Annotated in this window: 27 protein-coding genes and 1 pseudogene; 8 read left to right on the top strand and 20 right to left on the bottom strand. The window is 65.3% G+C overall.

Annotated features, from left to right (window positions below):
- Nucleotides 1–118: 118 nt before the first annotated feature.
- Together dibA and mtgA are read right to left on the bottom strand one after the other, a co-directional pair.
- Nucleotides 119–2,047 (bottom strand): phosphodiesterase DibA, encoded by a 1,929-nt coding sequence (gene dibA / locus PSTAB_RS19575; RefSeq protein WP_013984338.1) that lies wholly within the window; start codon nucleotides 2,045–2,047, stop codon nucleotides 119–121.
- A gap of 124 nt (nucleotides 2,048–2,171) precedes the next feature.
- Nucleotides 2,172–2,900 carry a monofunctional biosynthetic peptidoglycan transglycosylase gene (gene mtgA, locus PSTAB_RS19570; RefSeq protein ID WP_013984337.1) on the bottom strand — a complete coding sequence of 243 codons (729 nt, stop codon included), beginning with the start codon at nucleotides 2,898–2,900 and terminating at the stop codon, nucleotides 2,172–2,174.
- A gap of 67 nt (nucleotides 2,901–2,967) precedes the next feature.
- On the opposite strand from mtgA, the gene PSTAB_RS19565 reads away from it, so the two are divergent.
- From PSTAB_RS19565 to PSTAB_RS19545, 5 genes are all read left to right on the top strand, one after another.
- Nucleotides 2,968–3,342 (top strand): DUF423 domain-containing protein, encoded by a 375-nt coding sequence (locus tag PSTAB_RS19565; protein WP_013984336.1) that lies wholly within the window; start codon nucleotides 2,968–2,970, stop codon nucleotides 3,340–3,342.
- 87 nt (nucleotides 3,343–3,429) lie between these two features.
- On the top strand, nucleotides 3,430–3,630 hold the full coding sequence (gene thiS / locus PSTAB_RS19560; RefSeq protein ID WP_013984335.1) for a sulfur carrier protein ThiS: 201 nt from the start codon (nucleotides 3,430–3,432) through the stop codon (nucleotides 3,628–3,630).
- Between the two features lie 77 nt (nucleotides 3,631–3,707).
- Nucleotides 3,708–4,502: a thiazole synthase gene (locus PSTAB_RS19555; RefSeq protein ID WP_013984334.1), complete on the top strand. Its 795-nt coding sequence runs from the start codon at nucleotides 3,708–3,710 to the stop codon at nucleotides 4,500–4,502.
- Between the two features lie 64 nt (nucleotides 4,503–4,566).
- Nucleotides 4,567–5,283 carry a tRNA (guanosine(46)-N7)-methyltransferase TrmB gene (gene trmB, locus PSTAB_RS19550; protein ID WP_003282761.1) on the top strand — a complete coding sequence of 239 codons (717 nt, stop codon included), beginning with the start codon at nucleotides 4,567–4,569 and terminating at the stop codon, nucleotides 5,281–5,283.
- Nucleotides 5,284–5,499: 216 nt separating this feature from the next.
- Nucleotides 5,500–6,837: a DUF1329 domain-containing protein gene (locus PSTAB_RS19545; protein WP_013984333.1), complete on the top strand. Its 1,338-nt coding sequence runs from the start codon at nucleotides 5,500–5,502 to the stop codon at nucleotides 6,835–6,837.
- 87 nt (nucleotides 6,838–6,924) lie between these two features.
- Here PSTAB_RS19545 and PSTAB_RS19540 read toward each other — a convergent pair whose 3' ends face one another.
- The 10 genes from PSTAB_RS19540 to PSTAB_RS19495 all read right to left on the bottom strand — a co-directional run bounded on the left by PSTAB_RS19540 (nucleotide 6,925) and on the right by PSTAB_RS19495 (nucleotide 15,976).
- Complete coding sequence (locus PSTAB_RS19540) at nucleotides 6,925–7,248, bottom strand: DUF3392 domain-containing protein (RefSeq protein ID WP_011914980.1); 324 nt, start codon at nucleotides 7,246–7,248, stop codon at nucleotides 6,925–6,927.
- Nucleotides 7,249–7,257: 9 nt separating this feature from the next.
- Complete coding sequence (gene hemW / locus PSTAB_RS19535; protein ID WP_013984332.1) at nucleotides 7,258–8,436, bottom strand: radical SAM family heme chaperone HemW; 1,179 nt, start codon at nucleotides 8,434–8,436, stop codon at nucleotides 7,258–7,260.
- Complete coding sequence (gene rdgB, locus PSTAB_RS19530) at nucleotides 8,433–9,026, bottom strand: RdgB/HAM1 family non-canonical purine NTP pyrophosphatase (protein WP_013984331.1); 594 nt, start codon at nucleotides 9,024–9,026, stop codon at nucleotides 8,433–8,435. Before rdgB ends, hemW begins: the two co-directional genes overlap by 4 nt.
- Nucleotides 9,023–9,445: a DUF4426 domain-containing protein gene (locus PSTAB_RS19525; RefSeq protein ID WP_013984330.1), complete on the bottom strand. Its 423-nt coding sequence runs from the start codon at nucleotides 9,443–9,445 to the stop codon at nucleotides 9,023–9,025. The genes rdgB and PSTAB_RS19525 overlap by 4 nt, the downstream gene beginning before the upstream one ends.
- 24 nt (nucleotides 9,446–9,469) lie before the next feature.
- Nucleotides 9,470–10,069 carry a methionine biosynthesis protein MetW gene (metW, locus tag PSTAB_RS19520; protein ID WP_011914976.1) on the bottom strand — a complete coding sequence of 200 codons (600 nt, stop codon included), beginning with the start codon at nucleotides 10,067–10,069 and terminating at the stop codon, nucleotides 9,470–9,472.
- A gap of 9 nt (nucleotides 10,070–10,078) precedes the next feature.
- Nucleotides 10,079–11,218: a homoserine O-succinyltransferase MetX gene (metX, locus tag PSTAB_RS19515; RefSeq protein WP_013984329.1), complete on the bottom strand. Its 1,140-nt coding sequence runs from the start codon at nucleotides 11,216–11,218 to the stop codon at nucleotides 10,079–10,081.
- A gap of 130 nt (nucleotides 11,219–11,348) precedes the next feature.
- The gene (locus tag PSTAB_RS19510; protein ID WP_013984327.1) at nucleotides 11,349–13,316 is read right to left on the bottom strand and encodes a dynamin-like GTPase family protein; all 1,968 of its coding nucleotides are present in this window, start codon (nucleotides 13,314–13,316) and stop codon (nucleotides 11,349–11,351) included.
- A gap of 269 nt (nucleotides 13,317–13,585) precedes the next feature.
- Nucleotides 13,586–14,176 (bottom strand): YggT family protein, encoded by a 591-nt coding sequence (locus tag PSTAB_RS19505; protein WP_013984326.1) that lies wholly within the window; start codon nucleotides 14,174–14,176, stop codon nucleotides 13,586–13,588.
- 275 nt (nucleotides 14,177–14,451) lie between these two features.
- Nucleotides 14,452–15,276: a pyrroline-5-carboxylate reductase gene (gene proC, locus PSTAB_RS19500; protein ID WP_013984325.1), complete on the bottom strand. Its 825-nt coding sequence runs from the start codon at nucleotides 15,274–15,276 to the stop codon at nucleotides 14,452–14,454.
- 10 nt (nucleotides 15,277–15,286) lie between these two features.
- Nucleotides 15,287–15,976, bottom strand: a complete 690-nt coding sequence (locus tag PSTAB_RS19495; RefSeq protein WP_041771890.1) for a YggS family pyridoxal phosphate-dependent enzyme — start codon at nucleotides 15,974–15,976, stop codon at nucleotides 15,287–15,289.
- Nucleotides 15,977–16,042: 66 nt separating this feature from the next.
- On the opposite strand from PSTAB_RS19495, the gene pilT reads away from it, so the two are divergent.
- Nucleotides 16,043–17,077, top strand: a complete 1,035-nt coding sequence (pilT, locus tag PSTAB_RS19490) for a type IV pilus twitching motility protein PilT (RefSeq protein ID WP_011914970.1) — start codon at nucleotides 16,043–16,045, stop codon at nucleotides 17,075–17,077.
- A gap of 59 nt (nucleotides 17,078–17,136) precedes the next feature.
- Nucleotides 17,137–18,286: pseudogene (locus tag PSTAB_RS19485) on the top strand (PilT/PilU family type 4a pilus ATPase).
- On the opposite strand, the gene PSTAB_RS19480 reads toward PSTAB_RS19485, so the two are convergent.
- The gene (locus tag PSTAB_RS19480; protein ID WP_041771888.1) at nucleotides 18,283–19,116 is read right to left on the bottom strand and encodes a TIGR03915 family putative DNA repair protein; all 834 of its coding nucleotides are present in this window, start codon (nucleotides 19,114–19,116) and stop codon (nucleotides 18,283–18,285) included. The pseudogene PSTAB_RS19485 and the gene PSTAB_RS19480 sit on opposite strands and share 4 nt — an antisense overlap.
- Nucleotides 19,116–20,330, bottom strand: coding sequence for a putative DNA modification/repair radical SAM protein (locus tag PSTAB_RS19475; RefSeq protein ID WP_013984321.1), 1,215 nt, complete (start codon nucleotides 20,328–20,330; stop codon nucleotides 19,116–19,118). Before PSTAB_RS19475 ends, PSTAB_RS19480 begins: the two co-directional genes overlap by 1 nt.
- A gap of 135 nt (nucleotides 20,331–20,465) precedes the next feature.
- Here PSTAB_RS19475 and PSTAB_RS19470 point away from each other — a divergent pair, with 135 nt between their 5' ends.
- Nucleotides 20,466–20,861, top strand: a complete 396-nt coding sequence (locus PSTAB_RS19470) for an NINE protein (RefSeq protein ID WP_011914966.1) — start codon at nucleotides 20,466–20,468, stop codon at nucleotides 20,859–20,861.
- Nucleotides 20,862–20,918: 57 nt separating this feature from the next.
- Here PSTAB_RS19470 and PSTAB_RS19465 read toward each other — a convergent pair whose 3' ends face one another.
- The 6 genes from PSTAB_RS19465 to PSTAB_RS19440 all read right to left on the bottom strand — a co-directional run bounded on the left by PSTAB_RS19465 (nucleotide 20,919) and on the right by PSTAB_RS19440 (nucleotide 25,749).
- On the bottom strand, nucleotides 20,919–22,193 hold the full coding sequence (locus PSTAB_RS19465; RefSeq protein ID WP_013984320.1) for a dihydroorotase: 1,275 nt from the start codon (nucleotides 22,191–22,193) through the stop codon (nucleotides 20,919–20,921).
- Nucleotides 22,193–23,209: an aspartate carbamoyltransferase catalytic subunit gene (locus PSTAB_RS19460; RefSeq protein WP_011914964.1), complete on the bottom strand. Its 1,017-nt coding sequence runs from the start codon at nucleotides 23,207–23,209 to the stop codon at nucleotides 22,193–22,195. Before PSTAB_RS19460 ends, PSTAB_RS19465 begins: the two co-directional genes overlap by 1 nt.
- Before the next feature lie 53 nt (nucleotides 23,210–23,262).
- Nucleotides 23,263–23,778, bottom strand: a complete 516-nt coding sequence (pyrR, locus tag PSTAB_RS19455) for a bifunctional pyr operon transcriptional regulator/uracil phosphoribosyltransferase PyrR (protein ID WP_011914963.1) — start codon at nucleotides 23,776–23,778, stop codon at nucleotides 23,263–23,265.
- A gap of 17 nt (nucleotides 23,779–23,795) precedes the next feature.
- A complete protein-coding gene (gene ruvX / locus PSTAB_RS19450; protein WP_011914962.1) occupies nucleotides 23,796–24,224 on the bottom strand; it encodes a Holliday junction resolvase RuvX in 429 nt (142 codons plus the stop codon).
- Nucleotides 24,221–24,790 (bottom strand): YqgE/AlgH family protein, encoded by a 570-nt coding sequence (locus tag PSTAB_RS19445; RefSeq protein WP_011914961.1) that lies wholly within the window; start codon nucleotides 24,788–24,790, stop codon nucleotides 24,221–24,223. Before PSTAB_RS19445 ends, ruvX begins: the two co-directional genes overlap by 4 nt.
- 65 nt (nucleotides 24,791–24,855) lie before the next feature.
- On the bottom strand, nucleotides 24,856–25,749 hold the full coding sequence (locus PSTAB_RS19440) for an energy transducer TonB (RefSeq protein ID WP_041771886.1): 894 nt from the start codon (nucleotides 25,747–25,749) through the stop codon (nucleotides 24,856–24,858).
- Nucleotides 25,750–25,751: the final 2 nt, after the last annotated feature.

The raw sequence follows: 25,751 nt of genomic DNA, 5'->3' as shown, positions 1-25,751 counted from the left end.
GGTCGATCGGGCCGGGGCGGCGCAACGCCTGCCGGTTTCGACCTGGGCTCTCGGAATGCGGTCCTTGACCGTTCTGTCAGCTTACCCCCGGTGATGGCCTATTGATATAAGCGCTTCGTCAGGGTCTCGACGAGCGGCAGCGCTGTCCGTAGTCGAGCGCGGTGGGCTGCCAGTCGATCTCGTCGGCCGGTCTCGGTCGGGCGAAACCGTAGCCCTGGCCATAGTCGCAGTTCTGCTCCAGAAGGAACGCCGCCTGGTCCGCAATCTCGATCCCCTCGGCAACCACTTTCAGGCCGAGGTTATGTGCCAGGCCGATCACTGAGCGGGTGATGGCGGCGTCTTCGCGGTCCGCCGGCAAGCCGCGGACGAAGCCCTGGTCGATCTTGAGCTTGTGCACGTTCATGCGCTTGAGACGCTGTAGCGAGGAATAACCGGTGCCGAAGTCGTCGATCGCCAGCTGAACGCCGAGGGCGCGCAGCCGTTGCAGCAGTTCCAGTGCACCGTCCGGGTCCTGCATGACGGCGCTTTCGGTGATTTCCAGCTCCAGATGGCGTGCTGCCAGCCCGCTGCTGGCCAGGACAGTGGCAATCTGCAGGTCGAGGTCGCCGTTGCCGAACAGCCGGCTGGAAATGTTCACCGCGATGAAGCCGAGTGGGCGACCCTGGCCGAGCCATTCCCGGGCCTGGTGGCAGGCCTGCTGGAGAACCCAGTGATCGATGGCGCTGATCAGCCCGGTCTCCTCGGCGATGGGGATGAACACGGCGGGCGAGATCAGGCCCTTCTCCGGGTGCTGCCAGCGCACCAGCGCCTCGAACCCGCTGATGCTGCCCTGGCGCAGGTCGTAGATCGGCTGGTAGTGCAGGCGCAGCTGCCCCTGCTCCAATGCCTGGCGCAATGCGGTGACCAGCTCCACGCGCTGGCGCGCCTGGCTGGTCAGCTCCTGAGAGTAGAAAGCGTAGGTGGAGCGGCCGCTGCTCTTGGCCTTGAACAGCGCCGAATCGGCATTGCGCATCAGCTGTTCGACGTTCTGCACGTCGGTGGGGTAGGGATAGAGCACGATGCCGATGCTGGCGCTGCTGAACAGCTCCCGCTCGCCGAGCCGGAAAGGTTCGTTCAGGCGATCGAGGATGCGTAGCGCCAGGGCGGTTGCCTTTTCCGCGCCGTAGTCCTCGCAGAGCAGGGCGAACTCGTCGCCGCCCAGGCGGCCGAGGGTCATGCCGCTCTCCAGCTGCTCGCTCAGGCGCGCGCTGACGGCCTGCAGCAGGGTGTCGCCGAGGTTGTGACCGAGGCTTTCGTTGATGTCCTTGAAGTGGTCGAGGTCGATCAGCAGCAGCGCGCCGCTGCGCTTGTTCGCCCGGGCGCGTTCAAGGTCCTGCTTGGCGCGCTCGGTGAACAGCAGACGGTTCGGCAGGTTGACCAGCGGATCGAAATGCGCGAGCTGGTCGAGCTCCTCGCGCGAGCGCTTGAGGGCCGACAGATCGGAGAAAACCGCCACGTAGTGGCTGAGCTGCCCCTCGTTGTCGTAGATGCAGCGCAGATTCTGCCATTGCGGGTACACCTCGCCATTCTTGCGCCGGTTCCAGATCTCTCCGCTCCAGACGCCATCTTCCTGCAGCGCCTGCCACATCTGCCGGTAGAAGGCGGCGTCATGCTTGCCGGAGGCGAAGAGCTTCGGTGTCTGGCCAAGCACTTCCTCGGTGCTGTAACCGGTGATCCGCGAGAACGCCGGGTTGACGTGCACGATGTGCTGTTGCGGGTCGGTGACCAGCACGCCTTCCTGGGTGCTGTCGAAAACCGCGGCGGCCTGCTTCAGGCTGGTTTCCTGCAGATGCTGGGCGCGCTGCTGCTCATCGAAGCGACGGACGTGCCGGCGACCGAGCACGAACAGCAGGGCGCTGGTGAGCGTCACGAACAGGGCGCCCTTGCCCATCTGCCAGGCCTGGCCGTCACCGCTCACCAGTTGGCCGAGCAGGGTGTCGCCGAGAAGGATCCACAGCATCGCCAGGCAGAAGTAGCCCAGGCTCAGCCGGACGAGAGAGGTGTTCATCGTTGCTCTTGGGTCCGATCGAATACTGCACAGTCAAACCCCATCGCACCATGGCGAGCGGGCGCTAGGTCATCAGGCACCGGTAGTGCTGCGTCCTGCTGCGCCGGTCGTGCTGCATGCCGGCTCACAGCCAGCTCGGCCACCATTCCGGGTGGTTCGGTTTGATTCGCTGCAAGTAATGGCTGCCACCGAGCTGGCGCATCTGCTGTCGAATCCAGGCCGCGCGATTGTTCACATAGCGGCTCGGTTTACCAGCGTTCCATTGTCGCGGGTTGGGCAGCACCGCGGCCAGCAGGCTGGCCTGGTGGGCCGACAGATAGGGCGCGCCGGTACCGAAGTGATGCTGCGCCGCCGCCTGCGCACCGAAGATGCCGTCGCCCCATTCGACGCTGTTGAGGTAGACCTCGAGAATGCGTTGCTTGGGCCACAGCAATTCGATCAGCGCGGTGAACCAGGCCTCCAGTCCCTTGCGCGGCCAGCTGCGCCCGGACCAGAGAAACAGGTTCTTGGCCACCTGCTGGCTCAGCGTGCTGGCGCCGCGCAGTGATCCGCCTCGCTCATTGTGGCTGAGGGCAGCGCGGATTGCAGCGACGTCGAAGCCCCAGTGGTCGGCGAATTTCTGGTCCTCGGCGGCAATCACGGCCATTTTCAGGTCGTCGGGCAGCTCGCGCCATGGCCGCCACTCGCGGGTCAGGTCGATCGCCTCGCCGGTGCGCCAGGATTCGATCTTGCGCTCGATCATCAACGCGGTGAAGGGCGGCGGCACCCAGCGCAGCAGCAGGACCAGCAGCACCGAAAGGGCGATCAGCCAGAGCAGCAGTTTGGACAGGCGCAGCAGCAGGTTTCGCAACATGGCACGTGGTCGTGGGCGAAAAGAGCGGGCATTATAGCGGCCGCTCAGGCCATCGACCGGAAAAGCAATGATTCGTAGCTATCTCGTGCTTGCCGCCCTGTTCGGTTTGACCGGCGTCGCCCTCGGCGCCTTCGCCTCCCACGGCTTGCGCAGCCAACTGAGCGCCGCCCATCTCGCGGTATTCCAGACCGGCGTGCAGTATCAGCTGATCCATGCCCTGGCGCTGCTCGGCGTCGCGCTGCTCGCGCTGCAACGCCCCGGCCGCCTGCTGAGCGCGGCGGGCGGCCTTTTTGTGGTCGGCATCCTGCTGTTCTCCGGCAGCCTCTATCTGCTTACGCTGACCGGGGTCGGCAAGCTCGGCATGATTACGCCCATAGGCGGCACCGCCTTTCTCGCGGGCTGGCTGTGTCTGGCGCTGGCGGGCTGGCGCATCCGCGGCTGAGCGGGACGAACGGCCGCGGGGTGCGCCTTGGTGCACCGGGTGGTTCGGGCTAGAATGCCGTCCCCTTTCGCAATGGCAGCGAACAGCATGCAGATTCAACTGAACGGCGAACCCTACGAGCTGCCAGCCGGCCAGACGGTGGCCGACCTGCTGGCGCGCCTGGAACTGACCGGTCGCCGCCTGGCCGTCGAGCTCAATCGCGATATCGTGCCGCGCAGCGCGCACGCCAGCACCGCGCTCAACGAAGGTGACCAGGTCGAAGTGGTGCACGCCATCGGCGGCGGTTAACCGCACCCGCTCATCCGAATGACGCCGCCTCTGCGGCGCCCACAGCCCGCAGCAACACGTCCGAACGAGGATTTCCCATGCGCCCAGTTCCGAACGACAAGCCTTTCACCCTGGCCGGTCGCACCTATCAATCGCGCCTGCTGGTCGGCACCGGCAAGTACAAGGACCTCGAAGAGACGCGCGCGGCCATCGAGGCCTCGGGTGCCGAGATCGTCACCGTTGCGGTACGCCGCACCAACATCGGCCAGAACCCGGGTGAGCCGAACCTGCTCGACGTGATCAGCCCGGAGCGTTACACCATCCTGCCGAACACCGCCGGCTGCTTCACCGCCGAGGATGCGGTACGCACCTGCCGCCTGGCCAGGGAGCTGCTCGACGGCCACAAGCTGGTCAAGCTGGAAGTGCTGGCCGACCAGAAGACCCTGTTCCCGAACGTGATCGAGACCCTCAAGGCCGCCGACGTGCTGGTCAAGGACGGCTTCGACGTGATGGTCTACACCAGCGACGACCCGATCATTGCGCGCCAGCTGGCCGAGATGGGCTGCATCGCGGTGATGCCGCTGGCCGGCCTGATCGGCACCGGTCTGGGCATCTGCAACCCATACAACCTGCGCATCATCCTCGAGGAGGCGACCGTTCCCGTGCTGGTCGACGCCGGTGTCGGCACCGCTTCCGACGCCACCATCGCCATGGAGCTCGGCTGCGAGGCGGTGCTGATGAACAGCGCCATCGCCCATGCGCAGAATCCGGTGCTGATGGCCGAGGCGATGAAATACGCCATCGAGGCCGGGCGCCTGGCCTACCTGGCCGGTCGCATGCCGAAGAAGCTCTATGCCAGTGCCTCCTCGCCGCTGGAAGGGCTGATTCGCTGACACCTTTCGTGGCCGGCCTCGACGCTTCGTCGGGGCCGGCTTTTTTATACCTTGCAGGCAGACCATGACTGAGCAGAACCCCGCGGCCGAAGAGCAGCAAACCGAGCACCGCCGCACCATCAAGAGTTTCGTGATGCGCGCCGGGCGCATGACCGAAGGCCAGCAGCGCGGCCTGGAGCAGGGCTGGCCGAAGTATGGCCTGGAGCTTGCCGATGGCCTGCGCGATTTCGATGAGGTGTTCGGCCGCAGCGCGCCGCGGACCTTCGAGATCGGCTTCGGCATGGGCCACTCGACGCTGGAAATGGCCGCCGCGGCGCCGGAGCAGGATTTCATCGGCGTGGAAGTGCATAAACCGGGCGTCGGCGCGTTGCTGAGCGGACTTGTGTCACAGAAACTGACTAACGTCCGGGTCTACAGTTGCGACGCCCTGGAGGTGCTGCGTGACTGCGTGGCCGACGCCAGCCTGGACCGCGTGCTGCTGTTCTTCCCGGACCCCTGGCACAAGAGCCGTCACCACAAGCGCCGCATCGTGCAGCCGGCCTTCGCCGAGCTGGTGCGGCGCAAGCTGAAGGTCGGCGGCGTGCTGCACATGGCCACCGACTGGGAACCCTATGCCGAACACATGCTCGAGGTGATGAATGTCGCCCCGGGCTACCGCAACCTGGCGCAAGACGGACGCTGCGTGCCACGCCCGACGGAGCGCCCGGTGACCAAGTTCGAACGCCGCGGCGAGCGGCTCGGCCATGGTGTCTGGGACCTGAAGTTCCAGCGCATCGACTGAGCGAGGCCAGACAAGCGACACCCGAGACGCCGCGCCGCCGCCTGGCCTGCCTGCCAGCCTACGCGATCGCTCGCCGGATCCAATCGAAGAGCCGCAACAGCGGCCAGGGAAGAGTGCCTGCCAGGACGGCATGCCTGCCCATACCAGACAACAAATGCAATGCCGTCAGCCGGGCATGGCCATGCCCTGCGTCGCGCATAATTGGGGGAGTAGACGATGTACGGAAAGATTGGAATTCTGTTGTTGGCGGCCTGTGCCGCTGTGCAGGCACAGGCCAAGGTGGACAGCACCCAGGCCGCGCGGTTGGGACAGGACCTGACGCCGCTGGGCGCGGAGCGGGCGGGCAATGCCGCCGGCACCATTCCGGCCTGGACCGGTGGCGTCCAGGCACCGGCCGGCTACGAGCCGGGCATGCATCATCCCGACCCGTTCGCCGGAGATTCGCTGCTGTACCGGGTCGATCGCAACAATCTGAAGGAATATGAAAACCAGCTTCCCGAAGGCATGAAGGCGTTGCTGGAGCGCTATCCGGACTACCATCTGCGCGTTTTCCCGACCCGCCGCAGCGCTGCGGTACCGCAGCGGATCTACGATGCCACTCGTTTCAACGCCGTCAGCACGGAGCTGATCGCCAACGGCAATGGCATCCAGGGTGCGGCGGCCGGGATTCCCTTCCCGATCCCGCAGAGCGGCATCGAGGTCATCTGGAACCACATCCTGCATTACAAGGGTGACCAGAGCCACATGATCAACAACCAGGCGGTGGTGATCGGTGGCCGGGCCAACTACATCAAGCGCGACCGGCACGTGTACTACGTCTACAACCGCGAGGGGATGACCTACGCCGATCTGGACAACACCGTGCTGTACTACAAGTACCGCGTCACCGCGCCAGCCAAGCTCTCCGGCACCGCGCTGGTCGTGCAGGACCCGATCGACCAGGTACTGACCACCCGCAAGGCGTGGCGCTACAGCCCGGACGATCGCCGCGTGCGCCGCCTGCCTTCGCTGGCCTACGACTCCCTGCAGCCTGACACCAGTGGCCTGGCCACGGCCGATGTGGTGGACTCGTTCAACGGCGCCCCGGATCGCTACGACTGGGAACTGCTCGGCAAGCGCGAAATGCTCATGCCCTACAACAGCTACGCCGTGCACCAGAAGGGCATTTCCTACGACACCATCGTCCAGCCGCGCACCCTCAACCCCGACCTGCTGCGCTACGAGCTGCACCGCGTCTGGGTGGTCGAAGCCACGCTGCGCAAGGGCTTCAGCCATCTCTACGACAAGCGCCGCTTCTATATCGACGAGGACAGCTGGGCGATCCTGGCAGTCGATCTGTATGACGAGAAGGGGCAGCTGATCGGCCTGCAGGAAAGCCATCCGATCAGCTATTACGACGTGCCGATGTTCAACAGCACGCTGGAGACGCTCTACCACCTCAAGGATGGCAACTACTTCGTCGACGGCCTGGACAACAACGAGCCGATGTACGATTTCAATGTGAAGCTCGGCCCACGCGATTTCTCGCCGCAGGCGCTGCGTCGCGGCAACTGAAATCACCGGGACCAATCAAGGGCGCCGCTGGCGCCCTTCTTTTTTATCGAGTGACAGCTCCGTGATTGAGTATGGCCGCCGGCTTTGTCAGTTGCGGTCGGCGATCACGCCGATGAGGAAGAAGATCAGCAGCAGCACCGGCGCCAGGCTGTAGTTGTTCAGGTGCGCCAGGCCCTGGGTCATCCAAGGTGTGAGAAAGACGATGGCCAGGCCGTAGCCCACCGCGCAGACGAGCACGAAGATCAGCGTACGCAGGAAGAAGTTGAGGCTGCTCACCGTGTTCTTGACCCAGGCGTTCAACGCCGGGCCGAACAGTACGAAGAGCGTTGCCATCAGCGCCAGGGAGATATCGGACAGGTGACTGCGGCTCCAGCGCGACAGCGTGACGATCAGGTCGAGTAGCAAATCCATGCAGGGTCCTTAAGGCAGGAAGCTCTGTAGCAGGTCGTTGAGAAACAGCTGGCCCGTGGGCGTCGCCACCAGCCGGGCGGGATCGTTGGACAGCAGACCCCGAGCCTCGGCGTCGCGCCGTGGCTTGGCGATCGCATCCAGCGCCAGCCCTGTGCGTTGAGTGAACAGCACGGCCGGCACGCCGTCGGTGAGGCGCAGCACATTCATCAGGAATTCGAAGGGCAGCTCGTCCGCGGTCAGCTGCTTCTCGCCTGCGCGGAAGGCCTTGGCCGGATCGAGGTAGTCCTTCGGCAGGCGGGTCTTCCAGCTGCGCAGGATGCGGCCGTCGGCATGGCTGAGCTTGGCATGGGCACCGGCACCGATGCCGAGGAAGTCGCCGAAGGTCCAGTAGTTCAGGTTGTGCCTCGCCTGTCGGCCCGGCTGGGCATAGGCAGAGGTCTCGTACTGGCGATAGCCGTGCTCGCCGAGCAGTGCCTGGCCGGCTTCCTGGATGTCCCAGAGGATGTCGTCTTCCGGCAGCTGCGGTGGCTGGCTCCAGAACAGGGTGTTCGGTTCCAGGGTCAGCTGGTACCAGGACAGGTGTGTCGGCTGCTGGGCGATGGCGGTGCGCAGGTCGCTCAGCGCATCCTCCAGGCTCTGGTCCGGCAGGCCATGCATGAGGTCGAGGTTGAAGTTTTCGAAGCCTGCGGCACGGGCCATGTCCGCTGCGCGGATGGCTTCGTCGCCGTCGTGGATGCGCCCGAGTGCCTTGAGCTTGGCGGCCTGGAAACTCTGCACGCCGATGGACAATCGATTGATGCCGAGCTGGCGGTAATCGCGGAACTTGGCCTGCTCGAAGGTCCCGGGGTTGGCTTCCAGAGTGATCTCGATGCCGTCGGCGAACCCGACCAGATGCTCCAGGCCCTCGACGATGGCGGCCAGTGCCCGGGCGGAGAACAGGCTTGGCGTGCCGCCACCGAAGAAGATCGAGCTCAGCCGGCGGCCCTGGACGTGCTCGAGGTCGGCCCGCAGATCCGCCAGCAGCGCGGCCACATAGGCCTCTTCCGGCAGCTCAGGGCCGGCCGTGTGGGAGTTGAAGTCACAGTACGGGCACTTGCGCACGCACCAGGGGATATGGACGTACGCCGCCAGAGGCGGCAGTTCGAAGCGGCCCTGGCCGGTTGCCGGCGCGGGGCTTGCGGCGATCATAGCCCCAGCCGCTGCTTGAGCAGGGCCATGGCGCGTGCGCGGTGGCTGAGCTGGTTCTTCTGCGCGGCGGGCAGTTCGGCGCTGGAGCAGTCGCACTCCGGTACCCAGAACAGCGGGTCGTAGCCGAAGCCGTGCTCGCCGCGCGGCGCATGCAGGATGCGCCCATGCCAGAGGCCTTCGCAGATGATCGGCAGCGGATCGTCGGCGTGCCGCACCAAGGCCAGCGCACAGACGAACTGCGCGCCGCGCTCGGCGTCCGGCACGTCGCGCAGCACCTGCAGCAGCTTGGCATTGTTGGCTGCGTCGCCCTGGCCATCGGCGTAGCGCGCCGAGTAGATGCCGGGTGCGCCGCCCAGGGCGTCGACCGCCAGGCCCGAGTCATCGGCCAGGGCCGGCAGGCCGGAGATCCGTGCCGCATTGCGCGCCTTGAGAATGGCGTTCTCGATGAAGGACAGGCCGGTTTCTTCCGGCTCCACGGTGCTGAACTCGGCCACCGAGCGGACGCGCACGGCGTCGCCGAGCATGGCCTGGAGTTCCTTGAGTTTGCCGGCGTTGTGACTGGCCAGCACCAGTTCGGAAAAAGGCATCATCGGTCGGGGAAGAATTCCTGGTTGAACTCGAAACTGAACGGCTGCGCGCCGGTCGGCTGCACGGTGAGGCGGAAGCGCAGGGTTTCCTGGGAGTCGAAGGGGAACTGCGCCAGGTAGTAGATCGCCTCGTCGCCTTCCTTGAGCTGCTTGAAGGTAAGCTGGCGATCCTGGCCGAGCAGGTTTTTCACCTGGCCGCTGACCTGGGCGGCGACCGGCTTGCCATCCTTGACCACCGACACGTTGACCACGCCCTGGGTCTTGCTGCGCACCAGGCCGGCGGCTGCGGCGATGTCCGGCTGCAGGAAGCCGGAATTGAAGGCGATGTAATGGATGTCGTACTCGCCGACGCTGTGCTTGCGCTCGGCCAGTGCCGGCAAGGTGAGCAGTGCGGCCAGCAGGCCGATCAGCATGCGTTTCATGGGTCTACCTCCTGCGTTGGTGGGTCAGCGGGACGGCCCGGTGACACGATAGATGCCGATTTCGCCCAGCAGATTGGGCCAGAGACGGCTCGCCCAGCCGTGCTTGTGGTCGCGGTCCACGGCCAGACGCTCGCGCACCCTGGCACCGCTTTCCTGGCACAGTCGCTCGAAATCCTCGAAGGTACAGAAGTGGATGTTCGGCGTGTTGTACCAAGTGTAGGGGAGGAACTCCGATACCGGCATGCGGCCCTTGCTCGCCAGGTACCAGCGGCAGCGCCAGTGGCCGAAGTTGGGGAAGGTGATGATGCACTCGCGGCCGACTCGGAGCATTTCCTTGAGCAGCTTGTCGGGGTAGTGCACCGCCTGCAGCGCCTGGGTCATCACCACCATGTCGAAGCTGTCGCTGGCGAAGTTGCCAAGGCCGAGGTCGAGGTTCTGTTCGATGACGTTGACGCCCTTGTCGATGCAGGCGGCGATGTTGTCCGGGTCGATCTCCAGGCCGTAGCCGCTGACCTGCTTGTGGTCGCGCAGCCAGGCGAGCAGCTCGCCGTTGCCGCAGCCGAGGTCGAGGACTCGGCTGCCGGCCGGGATCCAGTCTTGGATGATGTCCAGATCGGCGCGCATCTTCGTTCCTTATACGGCTATGCGGTTCATGTAACCGCGGAAGGCTTGCAGGTAGCGGGGGTTGGGAATCAGGAAGGCGTCGTGACCCTGCGGCGCGTCGATCTCCAGGTAGCAGACGTTCTTGCGTGCCGCGAGCAGGGCGTCGACGATTTCCCGCGAGCGTTCCGGTGAGAAGCGCCAGTCGGTGGTGAAGGACATCACACAGAAGTCCGCCTGAGCGACCTCGAAGGTCCGGGCCAGGTCGTCATCGTTGGCCGCGGCCGGGTCGAAGTAATCCAGCGCCTTGGTCATCAGCAGATAGGTGTTGGCGTCGAAGCGCCCGGAGAATTCCTCGCCCTGGTAGCGCAGGTAGCTCTCGACCTGGAACTCGACGCTGTTGAAGTCGTAGTTGAGCTTTTCGCTCTTCAACCCGCGGCCGAACTTGGTGCCCATGGCATCATCGGACAGGTAGGTGATGTGGCCGACCATGCGTGCCAGCATCAGGCCGCGCTTGGGGATGACCCCCATTTCCTGGAAATGCCCGCCGTGGAACTCGGGATCGGAGAGGATCGCCTGGCGTGCCACTTCGTTGAAGGCGATGTTCTGCGCCGACAGCTTGGGCGCCGAGGCAATCGCCAGGCAGTGACGCACCCGCTCGGGATAGCTGATGGTCCACTGCAGGGCCTGCATGCCGCCCAGGCTGCCGCCGACCACTGCGGCCCACTGGTTGATGCCGAGCCGATCGGCCAGGCGTGCCTGGCTGTGCACCCAGTCCTCCACGGTGACGACCGGGAAGTCCGCGCCGTAGGGTTTGCCGGTGGCCGGGTTGGTGCTGCTGGGGCCGGTGGAGCCATTGCAGCCGCCGAGGTTGTTCAGGCTGACGACAAAGAAACGATCGGTATCGATGGCCTTGCCAGGGCCGATGCAGGAATCCCACCAGCCGGGCTTGCGATCGTCCTCGCTGTGGTAGCCGGCAGCGTGGTGATGGCCGGACAGGGCATGGCAGATCAGCACGGCATTGCTGCGCGCGGCGTTGAGTTCGCCGTAGGTTTCGTAGATCAGCTGGTAATCGGCCAGCGTGCGGCCGCAGGCGAGTGTCAGTGGTTCGGCAAAATGCGCGACCTGCGGACTCACCAGGCCAACGGAATCGGCGGGAATTGCAGTGGGCATCGACCCTGGCTCTTGCTTGGAGAAGGCGGCAAAGTCTAAAGGTAAGCGCGCTGCAATTCATCCTGAAATACAGCGGCGAGCGGGCGCGTTGCCATTTCGCCATCCACGATGGCGGCAAATGGCAGCGAAGCTAGCTGATCTGGACGCTGCTCAGGCTGACCACCTTGCTCTGGCGGCGAAGCGGTGCAGGTCGGCGCAGCGCGCGCAGCATTTCCGCGGCCTGCGTCAGTTGCTGTTCCAGTTCGCCGCTGTAGCGGGTCAGCAGCTGACCGCGCTGGCTGTTCTGCTGGCTTTCCTTGGCCAGGCTCTTCAGGCGCAGCATGTGGGTTTCCAGCTGTTGCTTGTGCTCCAGCGAAAACTGCAGCAGCGGCGTCAGGGCGTCGCCGGACCAACGCTCGGCTTCCTGGCGCAGGCGCTGATGCAGGCCGATGACCTCCTGCACCAGGGTGGCGAAGAAGCGCCGGGTCAGCGTGCGCTGCTCGGTCAGCAGCGTCTTGAGCTGCAGGCGGAACTGGTCGGCCTTGCCCTGCAGGGCACGCAGTTCGCGCTGGTAGGGCTGCAGCTGGAACAGTGGCGGGTCGATGCCGTGCAGCGGGTTCTCTTCGCTATGCCGGCGATAGATCGCCGACACCATCTTGTTGGCCCGTTCGGCTTCCTGTTCGAGGATGCCCAGGTCCTGCTCAACCGAGCGGAAGAAATGCAGGATCGCCAGGTTGATCCCCAGCGTGGTCAGGCTGCCGGTCAGGCTGCGGCGCAGGCGGGTCAGGTGCTCTTCCAGCCGCTCCGCGCGGATCGCCGCGCGCAGCAGCTCGCCTTGGCGCTGCAGCAGGCGCTGGTTGGTCTTCAGGTCGAGCAGACGCTTGTGGTGGCGGTTGTGCTCGTGGCGCGTGCGCGCGGTGAGCTCAAGCAGCATCTGGCCGCTGCCCTGCTGGTGACTGGCGAGCAGGTCGCGTTGCTCGATGACCTTTTCCAGGCGCAACCGCAGGGCGTGCTGGCTGTTCTGGATCAGCGCCATTACCTGGAGCACCACCTGATCTTCGAGCAGGCGCTCCTTCTGCGCCAGGATGCGCTGGCTGAGCAGCTGCTCCAGTTCGGCCAGCTGACTGCGTTCGAGCAGCGCCTGGTCGCCCCGGATCTTCGCCATCAGCGCCTGTTTGGCCGAAAGCGGCAGGACGTCGGCCGCATCGATGCCCAGCTGTTGCGCGGTGGTCTCGCGGATCTGCTCGATGGCGTTGTGCACGAATGCCTCGCCGGCGACATCGTCCCAGAGCACGTCGATCTTGTTCAGCACGGCGAACAGGCTGTTCTGGGTGTCTTCGTCGAGCTGGCGGATGTGTTGCTGCCAGATCTGCATGTCGCTGGCGGTGACGCCGGTGTCGGCGGACAGCAGGAAGACGATGGCCTGGGCGTTGGGCAGCATCGACAGGGTCAGTTCGGGTTCGCTGCCCAGCGCGTTCAGACCGGGCGTGTCGAGGATGCGCAGACCCTGACGCAGCAGCGGATGGTCGAAGTTGACCATGGCGTGACGCCAGGCGGGCACCAGTACATCGTCGCCGCCGCCCACGCTCTCCAGCGTGGCGGGATCGAAGCCGAGGGCGATCGCCTGTTCCACCGGCACGGTCTTGGTTTGCGCCACCTGGGCGAAGGCCTCGGCCATGCTCTGCGGGTCACGTGGGTCCAGCGGCAGGTTCAGCCACAGTCGCGAGGTACGCTTGAGCTGGGCGATGCTGGTGTCTTCCAGGCGCGACTCGATGGGCAGCAGGCGAATATAGGATCGTTCCGAACGCGGGTCGAAGAGCAGCTCGGTGGGGCACATGGTGGTGCGACCGGCGCGGGACGGCAGGATGCGCTGGCCATAGCTGGAGAAGAACAGGCTGTTGATCAGCTCGGTCTTGCCGCGGGAGTATTCGCCGACGAACGCCAGGGTGATGTGATCGGTGCGCAGCACCCGTAGCGCACGCTCCAAGCGCGCGTCGACGGCCTCGCTGCTCAATCGGTTGTGCGCCAGCCAGCTGCGATAGCGGGTGATCTCACGAATCAGATCGCGCTTCCAGGTGACGTAGGCGTCCACGTGTCGATCGAGTCGTTCCATGCTCATCCAGCTCCCGGTGTGATTCGGCGAATTATCGGACCCGCCGATGCGCGGTCAATTCAGTCCAGGCCTGACGCGACCGAACGGGCCTGCCGGTGGCATGGACGGTCATCGCCGGCTCGGGTCGAGTCGATGTCCTCGTTCACATCCCCGCGGTCATGCCGCGAGGCAGGATGGAAACAGCCGAGAAAATGCAGTCTACGTGCTGCCAGGCGGCAAGCCGAGGCGCTTTTCGCGTCGGCCCGCCGCTTTGACTGCAAAGCATGAACGGCGTCTCAGATGAGCATGCGCAGGATGTTCGGCATGTGGGTCATGGTGGCCAGGTTGCTCACCACCAGCATGTCCAGCAGCTTGATCGCTAGGAAGGCGAAGATCGGCGAGATATCCAGCCCGCCGAGGTTCGGCAGCAGGCGGCGGAAGGGCATCAGCACCGGCTCGCAGATCTGGCTGACCAGCTGAGCGCCCGGGTTGTGGCTGCCCGGTGCGACCCAGGAGAGGATCACGCTGATGATCAGCGCCCAGAAGAAGATGTTGAGGAACAGGCCGGTGATGCCGACCAGCGCCCAGACAAGGAGCAGCAGCGGATTGCCGGTGGTGCCGTAGGCGATCAGCAGGATCAGTGCCATCAGCACCATCTGCACGATGATCGCGAGTACCAGCGAGGACAGGTCCAGCGAGCCCATGCTCGGGATGACGCGGCGCATCGGGCGCAGCAGCGGGTGGGTGGCTTTGACGATGAACTGGCTGAGCGGGTTGTAGAAGTCGGCACGTACCAGCTGGAGGATGAAGCGCAGCAGCACGATCAACAGGTAAAGGCTGCCCAGGGTCTGGATGACGAGGATCAGGGCTTGCGAGAGTTGGGACATGAATGCTCCTTAGGGGCTGTTGATGTTTCGTCGCGAGCCGCGTTGCCGCGGCAAATGGCGCCAGGCAAGGCGCGGGGCGCAGGTAATGGTGTTCCCTTGCCAAGTCCCGCAACGCCGCATGGCGCCATTTGCCGCGCAACCCGAAGGGCCGGGTCTGTTTTTGCGCGGTGCGGCGTTATTCGTCGTTCATTTGGAGCGACCAAACTTCTCTCCTCATGCCTTGCCCCGCGCAAAAACTGGCGCCGGCGCGGCCGCGAACGAAACGTCAACAGACCCTATTGGCCCAGTTGTTCGGCCAGTTCGGCCGAGCGTTGTGCAGCGGCGTTCAATGCCTGCTGCACCAGCTGCTCGAAGCCGCCAGCCTGGAAGGCTTTGATCGCCGCTTCGGTGGTTCCGTTCGGCGAGGTGACGCGGCGTCGCAGTTCGGCCGCCTCGACATCGCTCTCGCAGGCCATGCGGGCTGCTCCCAGTGCGGTCTGCAGGGTCAGCTGGGCGGCGGTTTCGCGAGGCAGGCCGAGCTGCTCGCCGGCAGCGGTCATCGCCTCGATGAGCAGGAAGAAATAGGCCGGGCCACTGCCGGAAACGGCAGTCACCGCATCGATCAGGTGCTCCTCGTCGAGCCACAGCGCCATGCCGACGGCTGACAGCAGCTGTTCGGCCTGGGACTTCTGCTCGGCACTGACCTTGGCGTTGGCGAACAAGCCGCTGACGCCCTGGCGCAGCAGCGCCGGTGTGTTGGGCATGCAGCGCACGATCGCCTGCGGCCGCGGGCCGAGCCAGCGCTGCAGGCTGTCGCAGCTGATGCCGGCGGCGATGGACACGATCAGCGGCCCATGTTCGAGGTGGGCGGCCAGGTCGCGGCAGACGGCCTGCATCACCTGCGGCTTAACCGACAGCACCACCACATCGGCGTCAGCCAGTGCTTCGGCATTCTGCGCGAAGGTCTGGATGCCGTGTTCGGCGCTGATTTTCGCGCGCTGTTCGGCACCGGGGTCGCTGGCGCGGATGGCTTCAGCGGCGAGGCCCTGGGCACGCAGCCCGCCGATCAGGCTGGCGGCCATGTTGCCGGCGCCGATGAAGGCGATGCGGGGAGAGGTCATAGCGATTCCTTTATTGAGGGCGGCCGTAGTCACGGGCGCCGAAGAGAGCAGTGCCGATGCGAACCCAGGTCGCACCTTCGGCAATGGCAGCTTCCAGATCCTGACTCATGCCCATGGACAGCGTATCCAGATCAAGTGCCAGCTCGTCGCGAAGCTGCCGCAGACGGGCGAAGGCGGCGCGTTGCTCGGCCGGATCCTCGCTGGGGGCCGGGATGCACATCAGACCGCGCAGGCGCAGTCGTGGCAGCGCGGTGATCGCCCGCGCCAGCTGCTGCACCTCCTGCGGTGCACAGCCGGACTTGCTGGCCTCGCCACTGACATTCACCTGCAGGCAGATGTTCAACGGCGGCAGCGCCGCGGGGCGCTGATCGGAGAGGCGCTGGGCGATCTTCAGGCGGTCCACCGAGTGCACCCAGTCGAAGTGTTCGGCGATGGCCTTGGTCTTGTTCGACTGGATGGGGCCGATGAAATGCCAGGTCAGCGGCAGGTCGTCCAGCTCGGCCTGCTTGTCCAGCGCTTCCTGCAGATAGTTCTCGCCGAAATCGCGCAGGCCGGAGGCCAATGCGTCGCGAATGGCAGCGGCTGGCTGGGTCTTGCTGACGGCCAGCAGGCCCACCGTGGCGGGCTCACGACCCACAGCTTGCGCCGCCTCACGGATGCGTGCTCCGACCTTTGCAATATTCTTCTCTATCGTGGACATTACTTGCGCCCGCCGCCTTGGGGTCTGCGCGGCATTCTACCTGCTCGCTTGTAATTGGGGAGTCCCATGGATATCACTGAACTGCTGGCCTTCAGCGCCAAGCAGGGTGCGTCGGATTTGCACCTTTCCGCCGGCCTGCCGCCGATGATCCGCGTCGATGGTGACGTGCGGCGCATCAATCTGCCGGCCATGGACCACAAGCAGGTGCATGCGCTGATCTACGACATCATGAACGACAAGCAGCGCAAGGATTACGAGGAATTCCTCGAAACCGACTTCTCGTTCGAGGTGCCGGGTGTGGCGCGCTTCCGCGTCAACGCCTTCAACCAGAACCGCGGCGCCGGCGCCGTGTTCCGGACCATTCCCTCCAAGGTGCTGACCATGGAGGACCTCAACATGGGTGAGGTCTTCCGCAAGATCACCGACGTGCCGCGCGGGCTGGTGCTGGTCACCGGGCCGACCGGCTCGGGTAAGTCGACCACTCTGGCGGCGATGCTCGATTACCTGAACAACACCAAATACCACCACATCCTCACCATCGAAGACCCCATCGAATTCGTCCACGAGTCGAAGAAGTGCCTGGTCAACCAGCGTGAGGTGCACCGCGACACCCTGGGCTTCTCCGAGGCGCTGCGCTCGGCCTTGCGTGAAGACCCGGACATCATCCTGGTGGGCGAGATGCGCGACCTGGAAACCATTCGCCTAGCACTGACCGCCGCGGAAACCGGCCACCTCGTGTTCGGCACGCTGCACACCACCTCCGCCGCCAAGACCATCGACCGCGTGGTCGACGTGTTCCCGGCCGAAGAAAAGTCCATGGTCCGCTCGATGCTCTCCGAATCGCTGCAGGCGGTGATCTCGCAGACCCTGCTGAAGAAGATCGGCGGCGGCCGCGTCGCGGCCCACGAGATCATGATCGGCACCCCGGCGATCCGTAACCTGATCCGCGAGGACAAGGTGGCGCAGATGTACTCGGCGATCCAGACCGGCGGTTCGCTCGGCATGCAGACCCTGGACATGTGCCTCAAGGGGCTGCTGGCCAAGGGCCTGATCAGCCGCGACAGCGCGCGGGAAAAGGCCAAGCAGCCCGAGAATTTCTAAACGCCTGACAACCCCGGACGCCGCCCGGTGCGGCGCTTGCCACGATTGCGAGTACGACGATGGAATTCGAGAAACTTCTGCGCCTGATGGTCGAAAAAGGCGGCTCCGATCTGTTCATCACGGCTGGCGTGCCGCCGTCGATGAAGGTCAACGGCAAGATCATGCCGGTGAGCAAGACGCCCATGTCGCCGGAGATGACCCGGGAAACCGTGCACGGCGTGATGAACGAGCAGCAGCGCCGCGAGTTCACCGAGAACCACGAATGCAACTTCGCCATCAGCGCCCGCGGCATCGGCCGCTTCCGTGTCAGCGCGTTCTATCAGCGAAACCTGGCCGGCATGGTGCTGCGTCGCATCGAGACCAACATCCCGACCATCGAAGAACTGAAGCTGCCGGACGTCCTGAAGAAGCTGTCGATGACCAAACGTGGTCTGGTGCTGTTCGTCGGCGCCACCGGTACCGGCAAGTCGACGTCGCTGGCCTCGATGATCGGCTACCGCAACAAGAACTCCAGCGGGCACATCATCTCCATCGAAGACCCGATCGAATTCATTCACCAGCACCAGAATTGCATCGTCACCCAGCGCGAAGTGGGCATCGACACCAGCTCCTTCGAGGTGGCGCTGAAGAACACCCTGCGCCAGGCGCCGGACGTGATCCTCATCGGCGAGATCCGTACCCGCGAAACCATGGATTACGCGGTCGCCTTCGCCGAAACCGGCCACCTGTGCCTGGCCACGCTGCACGCCAACAACGCCAACCAGGCGCTGGACCGCATCATCAACTTCTTCCCGCCGGACCGGCACAACCAGGTCTGGATGGACCTGTCGCTCAACCTCAAGGCCATCGTCGCCCAGCAGCTGGTGCCGACCCCGGACGGCAAGGGTCGTCGTGCGGTCATCGAGGTGCTGATCAATACGCCGCTGGCGGCCGACCTGATCCGCAAGGGCGAGGTGCACGAGCTGAAATCGCTGATGAAGCGCTCCACCGAGCTGGGTATGCAGACCTTCGACCAGGCGCTGTACAACCTCTACGTGCAGGGCGAGATCACCTACGAAGATGCCCTGCTGCCTGCATGCTGACTCGGCCAACGACCTGCGACTGCTGATCAAGCTGGGTTCGGAAACCGACGGTGAGCACCTGACCAGCGTATCCCAGGGCCTGAGCCTGGAGGTCAGCGACGAGGACCCGGGCCGGCGCTTCCGTTAAGCGTCCGCGTCCGGTTGCCGGCCGATGCGCTTGCCCTGCCGGGCGGCAACGCGCTCGGCCTGGCCATCACGCTGCGCACCGGCGCGTGCGCGACTCATCAGTTGCGGAATCAGCATGCCTTCGGGCAGGTTCTTCCAGAACCGTACCGGCAGGTTGCTTTGCAGCACGCTGCGGTTCAATCGGGCCGGATTGAAGGTGCTCTCGTAATAGGCCTTCCATAGTTCGCCGCCGGGGTCGGCAGCGCTCTGCGCCAGGCGCTGCCATTGTGGCGGGCAGGGGCGGACGTGATGAAGGGTCTGACCGTTCCAGCAGACACCATCGTCCGGTGTCGCGATCAGCCAGCTGTTCTCGCCCATGCGCTCGGCGAAATGGTGTGCGGCCCATGGCAGCACGTCGTGAGCCGGTTCGAACCAGGCCACATGCCGCGGGCCGTCGCCATCTTCCAGCGGGCTGAAGCGCAGGAAGGCATGCAGATGGTGCGCCTCGCGGCGAACCGCCTTGATTCGTGCATGCAGCTCGCTGCCATCGACATCGCCCGCCATTCTGGCGCTGGCGTCGCCCTGTATGACCCGCCAGAGCACGCGATACAGCAGGCTCCAGCGATGCTCGGTGCGAAAGCGTGCGGCCATCTCCAACTCATCGAGGAGCTGCCGAGGTACGCGGATGCGCGGCCCGTCGGTGGCTGCTGGCGCGGGCATCGGCTCATCGAACAAGCCGACATCTCCGCCGCTTACCCAGTTCACCTCATGCGGTGCGATCTGCTCCTGCAGCAGCACCCGCGCCGCGTCTCGCCAGCCCTGGAAGCTTCCGTCGAAGCGCACCGTGCACATCACCAGAGCGCCATCTGCGTTGGCGAGCCGTCGCGCAGGTGCTGCCGCAACGCCGCCGATTCCTGCCCGGCGAGGCTGGGGCGGTAGTCATGGGTGACGATGAACGGCTTGGCCTTTTCCAGCGAGCAGCGCAGGCGGGTCAGGTCCTCGAAGCGGATGCGCTTGTGCCGTCGCAAGTCCACCAGTCGCTTGGCGCTGAGCACGCCGATACCGGGAACGCGGGCAATCATGGTCGGTTCGGCACGGTTGAGGTCGATCGGGAAATGTTCCCGGTTGGCCAGCGCCCAGGCCAGTTTCGGGTCTACGTCCAGGGCAAGGTTACCGGGGCCGCTGAGCAGTTCGCCGGCCGAGAAACCATAGCCGCGCATGAGAAAATCCGCCTGGTACAGCCGATGCTCGCGCAACAGTGGCGGTGCGGCGAACGGCACGCTTTTCGGGCTGTGCGGAATGGGGCTGAACGCGGAGTAGTAGACCCGCCGCAGGCGATAGTCGCCGTAAAGGGACTGCGCGGTATGCAGGATGGTGCGGTCGTCGGTGTCATCGGCGCCAACGATCATCTGCGTGCTCTGCCCGGCAGGAGCGAAACGCGGTGCACGCTTCTCCGCGCTGGCCTCGGCCTCGCCCTGATGAATGGTGTGCATGGCCTGCTTGATGGTCAGCACCTGTTTTTCCGGGGCCAGGCGAATCAGGCTGCTCTCGGTCGGCAGCTCGATGTTCACGCTGAGCCGGTCGGCATGGCGCCCGGCTTCGGCGATCAGCAGCGGGTCGGCATCGGGAATCGTCTTGAGGTGGATGTAGCCGCGAAATTCATGCTCTTCGCGCAGCAGCCTGGCGACCCGCACCAGCTGCTCCATGGTGTAGTCGGCCGAGCGGATGATGCCGGAACTGAGGAAGAGCCCGCTGATGCAATTGCGGCGATAGAAGTCCAGCGTCAGCTCGACTACCTCCTCCGGCGTGAAGCGTGCGCGGGGTACGTCGCTGGAGCGCCGATTGACGCAGTACTGGCAGTCGTACAGGCAGAAATTGGTGAGCAGGATCTTCAACAGCGCCACGCAGCGACCATCCGGGGTAAAGCTGTGGCAGATGCCCATGCCATCGGTGGCGCCGAGCCCGCTCTTGCCTTTGGACGAGCGCTTCGGCGCGCCACTGCTGGCACACGAAACGTCGTACTTGGCAGCGTCGGCGAGCACGCTGAGTTTGTCGATCAGTTGCATGACGGGAACCATGAGTACTGTTTGCATATACAGTATCACGGCAGGCGACGGCTTCGGTGGCCGTCTGGCGGCGCTGGCTGAGCGAATTATCGGATAAGCTGTTCGTCATTCACTCAACCGCCTATCGAGGTTCGGATGCGGCAGAACACTCACAGCACGCTGATCGGTTATCTCCTGTGGATATTCGGCTTTCTCGGCTCCCACCGCTTCTACTACGGCAAGCCGATCACCGGCACCATCTGGTTCTTCACCCTCGGCCTGTTCTTCATCGGCTGGATCATCGACCTGTTCCTGATCCCCTCGATGGATCGCGAAGCGGACCTGCGCTTCCAGCCGGGACCTATCGATTACACGGTGGGCTGGATCCTGCTGACCTTTCTCGGCGTCTTCGGCGTGCACCGCATGTATCAGGGCAAGTGGATCACCGGCATCCTCTACCTGTTCACCGGCGGGCTGTTCTTCATCGGCGTGCTCTACGACTTCTGGACGCTGAACACACAGATATCCGAGCGCAATCGCGCGCGGGTCTGAGTTCGGCCGAGAAGCCTTGGGCCGGAGCGGGCGAGCAGCCGCCCCGGCCGTCTGCGCTCAGGCCTGGTAGCTGATGTGGCCGTCGACGAGCGTGTAGCGCACCGAACCCGGCAGGCAATGGCCCATGAACGGACAGTTGCGCCCTTTCGAGTACCAGCTTTCGCCAACCAGGGTCGAGCTGTGCGGGTCGAACAGCACCAGGTCGGCGGACTGGCCGGCCTGCAGTCTGCCGGCGGACAGTTGCAGCGCGGCGGCCGGGCCGCTGGTGAGGCGCGCCAGCAGGGTCGGCAGGTCGAGCAAGCCGTCGTCCACCAGCGTCATCGCCAGTGGCAGAAGAATCTCCGCGCTGCTGATCCCCGGCTCGGTTTCACCGAACGGCGCCAGCTTGGCGTCGGCTTCGTGCGGTTGATGGTGGCTCGAAATCGTCGAGATCACGCCCGCCTTGACCGCTTCGCGCAAGCCGTCGCGATCGGCCGTGCCGCGCAGTGGCGGCTGCACGTGGTAGAGGCTGGAGAAGCCGTGCAGCGCCTCGTCGGTGAGGATCAGCTGATACATGGCCACGTCGGCGGTTACCGGCAAGCCACGCGCCTGGGCCTGGGCGATCATCTCCGCACCGCGGGCGCTGGTCAGCTGAGCGAAGTGCGCGCGCACGCCGGAGCGCTCCACCAGCAGGAGGTTGCGCGCCAGGGCCACGGTTTCCGCGGTATCCGGAATGCCGGACAGGCCCAGGAAGCTGGCGGCGGCACCCTCATGGGCGAGGCCGCCTTCGGCCAGGTCGCTGTCCTGGGAATGAAAGATCACCGTCAGGTCGAAGGTGGCGGCGTATTCCAGGGCGCGGCGCAGGTTGCGGTTGCTGGCGAACTCGGTGAGCCCATTGCCGAAAGCGACGCAGCCGGCCTCGCGCAAGGCGACCAGCTCGGACAGCTGTTCCCCGGCCAGGTTACGGGTCAGCGCACCGATCGGGAAGACCTTGGCATGGCCGGATTCGCGGGCGCGGTCGAGGATCAGCTCGGCCACCGCGGCGGTGTCCAGTACCGGACGCGTCTGCGGTGGGCAGCACAGACTGGTGATGCCGCCGGCTGCCGCAGCCAGGGTTTCACTGGCGATCGTGCCCTTGCGGCTGTAGCCCGGCTCGCGCAGGGCGACCGAGAGATCGACGAGCCCGGGTGCGGCGATCAGGCCTTGCGCATCGATTGTCTGCTGAGCCTCGAAGCCGGCAGGAGCCTGGCCAATGGCCGTGATCCTGCCATCCTGCAGGAAAATATCGGCGACTTCGTCGCGCCCGCTGTTGGGGTCGATAACGCGCGCGCCGAGGATTCTTGTTGCCACCATCACTGCTGCTCCTCGGATACGGATTCGGAATCGATCTGGCGCTGCGCGGTCTGGCCGCTCATCGCCATGGACAGCACGGCCATGCGGATGGCGATGCCGTAGGTGACCTGGTTGAGAATGACCGACTGCGGGCCGTCGGCCACCGCGGACTCGATCTCCACGCCGCGGTTGATCGGGCCCGGGTGCATGACGATGGCGTCCGGCCTGGCCAGCGCCAGGCGCTGGGTGGTCAGGCCGTAGAGCTTGTAGAACTCGCCTTCGCTGGGCAGCAGACCGCCCTGCATGCGTTCGCGCTGCAGGCGCAACATGATCACCACGTCGACGTCGCGCAGGCCTTCGTTCATGTCGGTGAATACGCGCACGCCGTACTGTTCGATGCCTTCCGGCAGCAGCGTTTTCGGCGCTATCACACGGATGTCAGGGCAGCCCAGGGTACGCAGGGCCAGCATGTTCGAGCGCGCCACCCGCGAGTGCAGGATATCGCCGACGATGGCCACCGAAAGATTGTCGAAGCTGCCCTTGTGCCGGCGGATGGTGAGCATGTCGAGCATGCCCTGGGTTGGATGCGCATGGCGGCCGTCGCCGCCGTTGATCACCGCCACGTCGGGGCTGACGTGCTCGGCGATGAAATGCGCGGCTCCGGAATCCGCGTGGCGCACCACGAACATGTCCGCCGCCATGGCTTCCAGGTTGCGCAGGGTGTCGGTGAGGGTCTCGCCCTTGCTGGTGGAGGAAGTCGAGACGTTGAGCGTGATGACGTCGGCCGACAAGCGCTTGGCCGCCAGTTCGAAGGTGGTACGGGTGCGGGTGGAGTTCTCGAAGAAGACGTTGCAGACGGTCTTGCCGCGTAGCAGCGGAACCTTCTTCACCGCTCGCGCGCCGACCTCGAGGAAGGAGTCGGCGGTGTCCAGAATCTCGGTGAGCAGCTCGCGGGGCAGGCCGTCGAGGGAGAGAAAATGGCGCAGCTGGCCTTGGTCGTTCAGCTGTAGCGGGCGCTTGGCGTCAGTGGGCGTCATCGCAGGATCTCGGTGGGCAGCGGGAGATAGGCGTTAGATGGAGGGTGCCGGCGTCAGGACTGGCTGGCTTCCAGTCGCTGCGGCTCGAGCGCCAGCGGCGCCGGGCCAAGCAGCTTGATGCGCTGATCCGGCGCCAGCGACAGCGTCGCCCCGACCACGTCAGGCCGGATCGGCAGTTCGCGGGCGTTGAGGTCGAGCAGGCAGACGAGGGTCACGCTGGCAGGCCGGCCGTAGTCGAACAGCTCGTTGAGCGCGGCGCGGATGGTACGGCCGGTCATCAGTACGTCGTCGATCAGCACCAGGTGCTGGCCCTCGATCTCGAATGGCAGCTCCGAAGGCTGCACCTGCGGATGCAAGCCCTTCTGAGTGAAATCGTCGCGGTAGAAGGACACGTCGAGCACGCCGAGCGGTTCGCTCTGTCCGCGTGCTTCGAGCAGCGCCTGGGCGACCCAGACTCCGCCTGTACGAATGCCGATGAAGCGCGGCTCGCGGATGTCGCGCTCGTTCAGGTAGCGCTCCAGTGCCTCGGTCATCTCGGGCAGCAGCTGTTCGGGATTTGGCAGGATCATGGGGTCTCCTTTCGGGATCAGGCGCCGGCGTGATCGTTCAGCCAGCCTTCCAGTAACAGGGCGGCGGCCAGGGCATCGACCGGCCGTTCGCGATAGCCTCCGTGCTGGCCCTGGCGCAGCCGCTCGCCTTTGGCCTCGAAGGTGGTCAGGCGTTCGTCGTGGGTGTGCACCGGCAGGTTGAAGCGGCCGTTGAGGCGGCGGGCGAATTTCTCTGCACGAGCGCTCATCTCGCTCGGACTGCCGTCCATGTTCAGCGGCAGGCCGACCACCAGCGCGTCGGGCTGCCATTCGCGCAACAGCGCCTCGATCTGCTGCCAATCGGGTACGCCGTTCTGCGCCTTGAGCACGCACAGCTCGCGGGCCTGGCCGGTCACGACCTGGCCGACGGCGACGCCGATCTGCTTGGTGCCATAGTCGAAGCCGAGCAGCAGCCGCGGCGTGCTCATGCGTGGCCGACCTGGGTGCTGAGCAGGCGCAGGTCGACGCCCAGCGAGGCGGCGGCTGCCTGCAGGCGCTGATCGTGGGGGAGGTCAAACAGGATCTGTGGGTCGGCCGGACAGCTCAGCCAGGTATTGTCGGCCAGCTCCGCTTCCAGCTGGCCGGCTTCCCAGCCGGCGTAGCCCAGCGCCACGAAATGCCGCTGCGGGCCCTGACCGTCGGCAATGGCGAACAGCACATCCTGGGACGTGCTCATGCCGAGCGGGCCGAGCATCAAGGTCGCCTGAAACTGCTGCTCGGCCGAATGCAGGACGAAGCCGCGGTCGGTCTGCACCGGGCCGCCTGCGAAGATAGGCAGGCTCTGACACAGTGCCGGAATCGGTTCGTCCGGGCGCAGCTGCTCGAGCACATCGGCCAGGCTCAGGCCACTTGGGCGGTTGACGATAAGCCCCATGGCGCCTTCCGGGCCGTGCTCGATCAGGTAGATCAGCGTCTGGGCAAAGTTCGGATCGGCCATCTGCGGCATGGCGATCAGAAAGTGATGCTTGAGGTAGCTGGGCGCGGTGCTTTTCATGCGCGTTAGCTTAAGCGTTGCACCGCATTCCGGCTACAGCTGCGACCGTTGGTCCCGCGTGCGTCTCAGCGGCTGGACAGCCGGTCACCGCGTTCGAAGCGCCAGGTGCGGATGATCTCGACCTGATCGTACTTCTGCGCCAGTTCGCCGGTGAAGGGGGCGAACGGCGCGGCCAGGCGAACGATGCGCAGTGCGGCATCATCGAGCACCGGCTGGCCGGACGACTCGATCACGCGCAGTTCCTGCACGGTGCCGTCGCGGTTGATGGTGACGAGCATGCGCAGGCTGCCGTAGATCTGCTGGCGGCGGGCTTCGTCGGGGTAGTTGAGGTTGCCGATGCGCTCGACTTTCTTGCGCCATTCGTCGCGATACCAGGCGCTGATGTCACGCATCGTGGCCGCGCTGTTCTGTCGGCTGACCCGCGGTCGTTTGGCGTAGCGCTCGACGTCCTTCGCCAGTTCGGCCTCCAGGCTGGCGATCTCGGCGCTCAGCTGCGAACTGTCGAATGCCGGGGCAGACTGCGGCTCGGGCTGTGGTTGCGTCTGCTGCTTGACCTCTGCCTTCTGCTGCTGCGGGCTGCGCGTGGTGACGACCGTCTTGGCCGGCTCAGGCCGGGTGCTGGGCGGCGGTGCGGCGGGCGGAGTGACTTTGCGGACTTCGGTGTCCTGAAAGGGCGCCTGCTCGGTGGTCTTCGGCGACGCCTTGTGCTCCAGCGTGCCGCTGCCCTGCTGGTTGTCCTGGGCGAGGAAATCCGCGTCCTTGGGCCTTTCCTCGCTCTTGAACGTCGAGAGGGTGATTTCCAGCGTCTTGCTGATCTGCTTCGGTTCGGACAGCGTGAAGCCCAGGCCGAGGATCAGGGCCAAGTGCAGTGCAGCAGCCAGGAAAAGCGTGAAGCCGAGCCGGTCCGCGGGGCGGACTCGGGTCGTTTCAGGCGCAGGATGGCGGATAGCGGCGTTCATCG

Source organism: Stutzerimonas stutzeri, assembly GCF_000219605.1.
In the GTDB taxonomy this organism is placed as follows: Bacteria; Pseudomonadota; Gammaproteobacteria; order Pseudomonadales; family Pseudomonadaceae; genus Stutzerimonas; species Stutzerimonas stutzeri.
The sequence above is the reverse complement of the archived record's forward strand: the minus strand, read 5'-3'. Positions and strand labels throughout refer to the sequence as shown.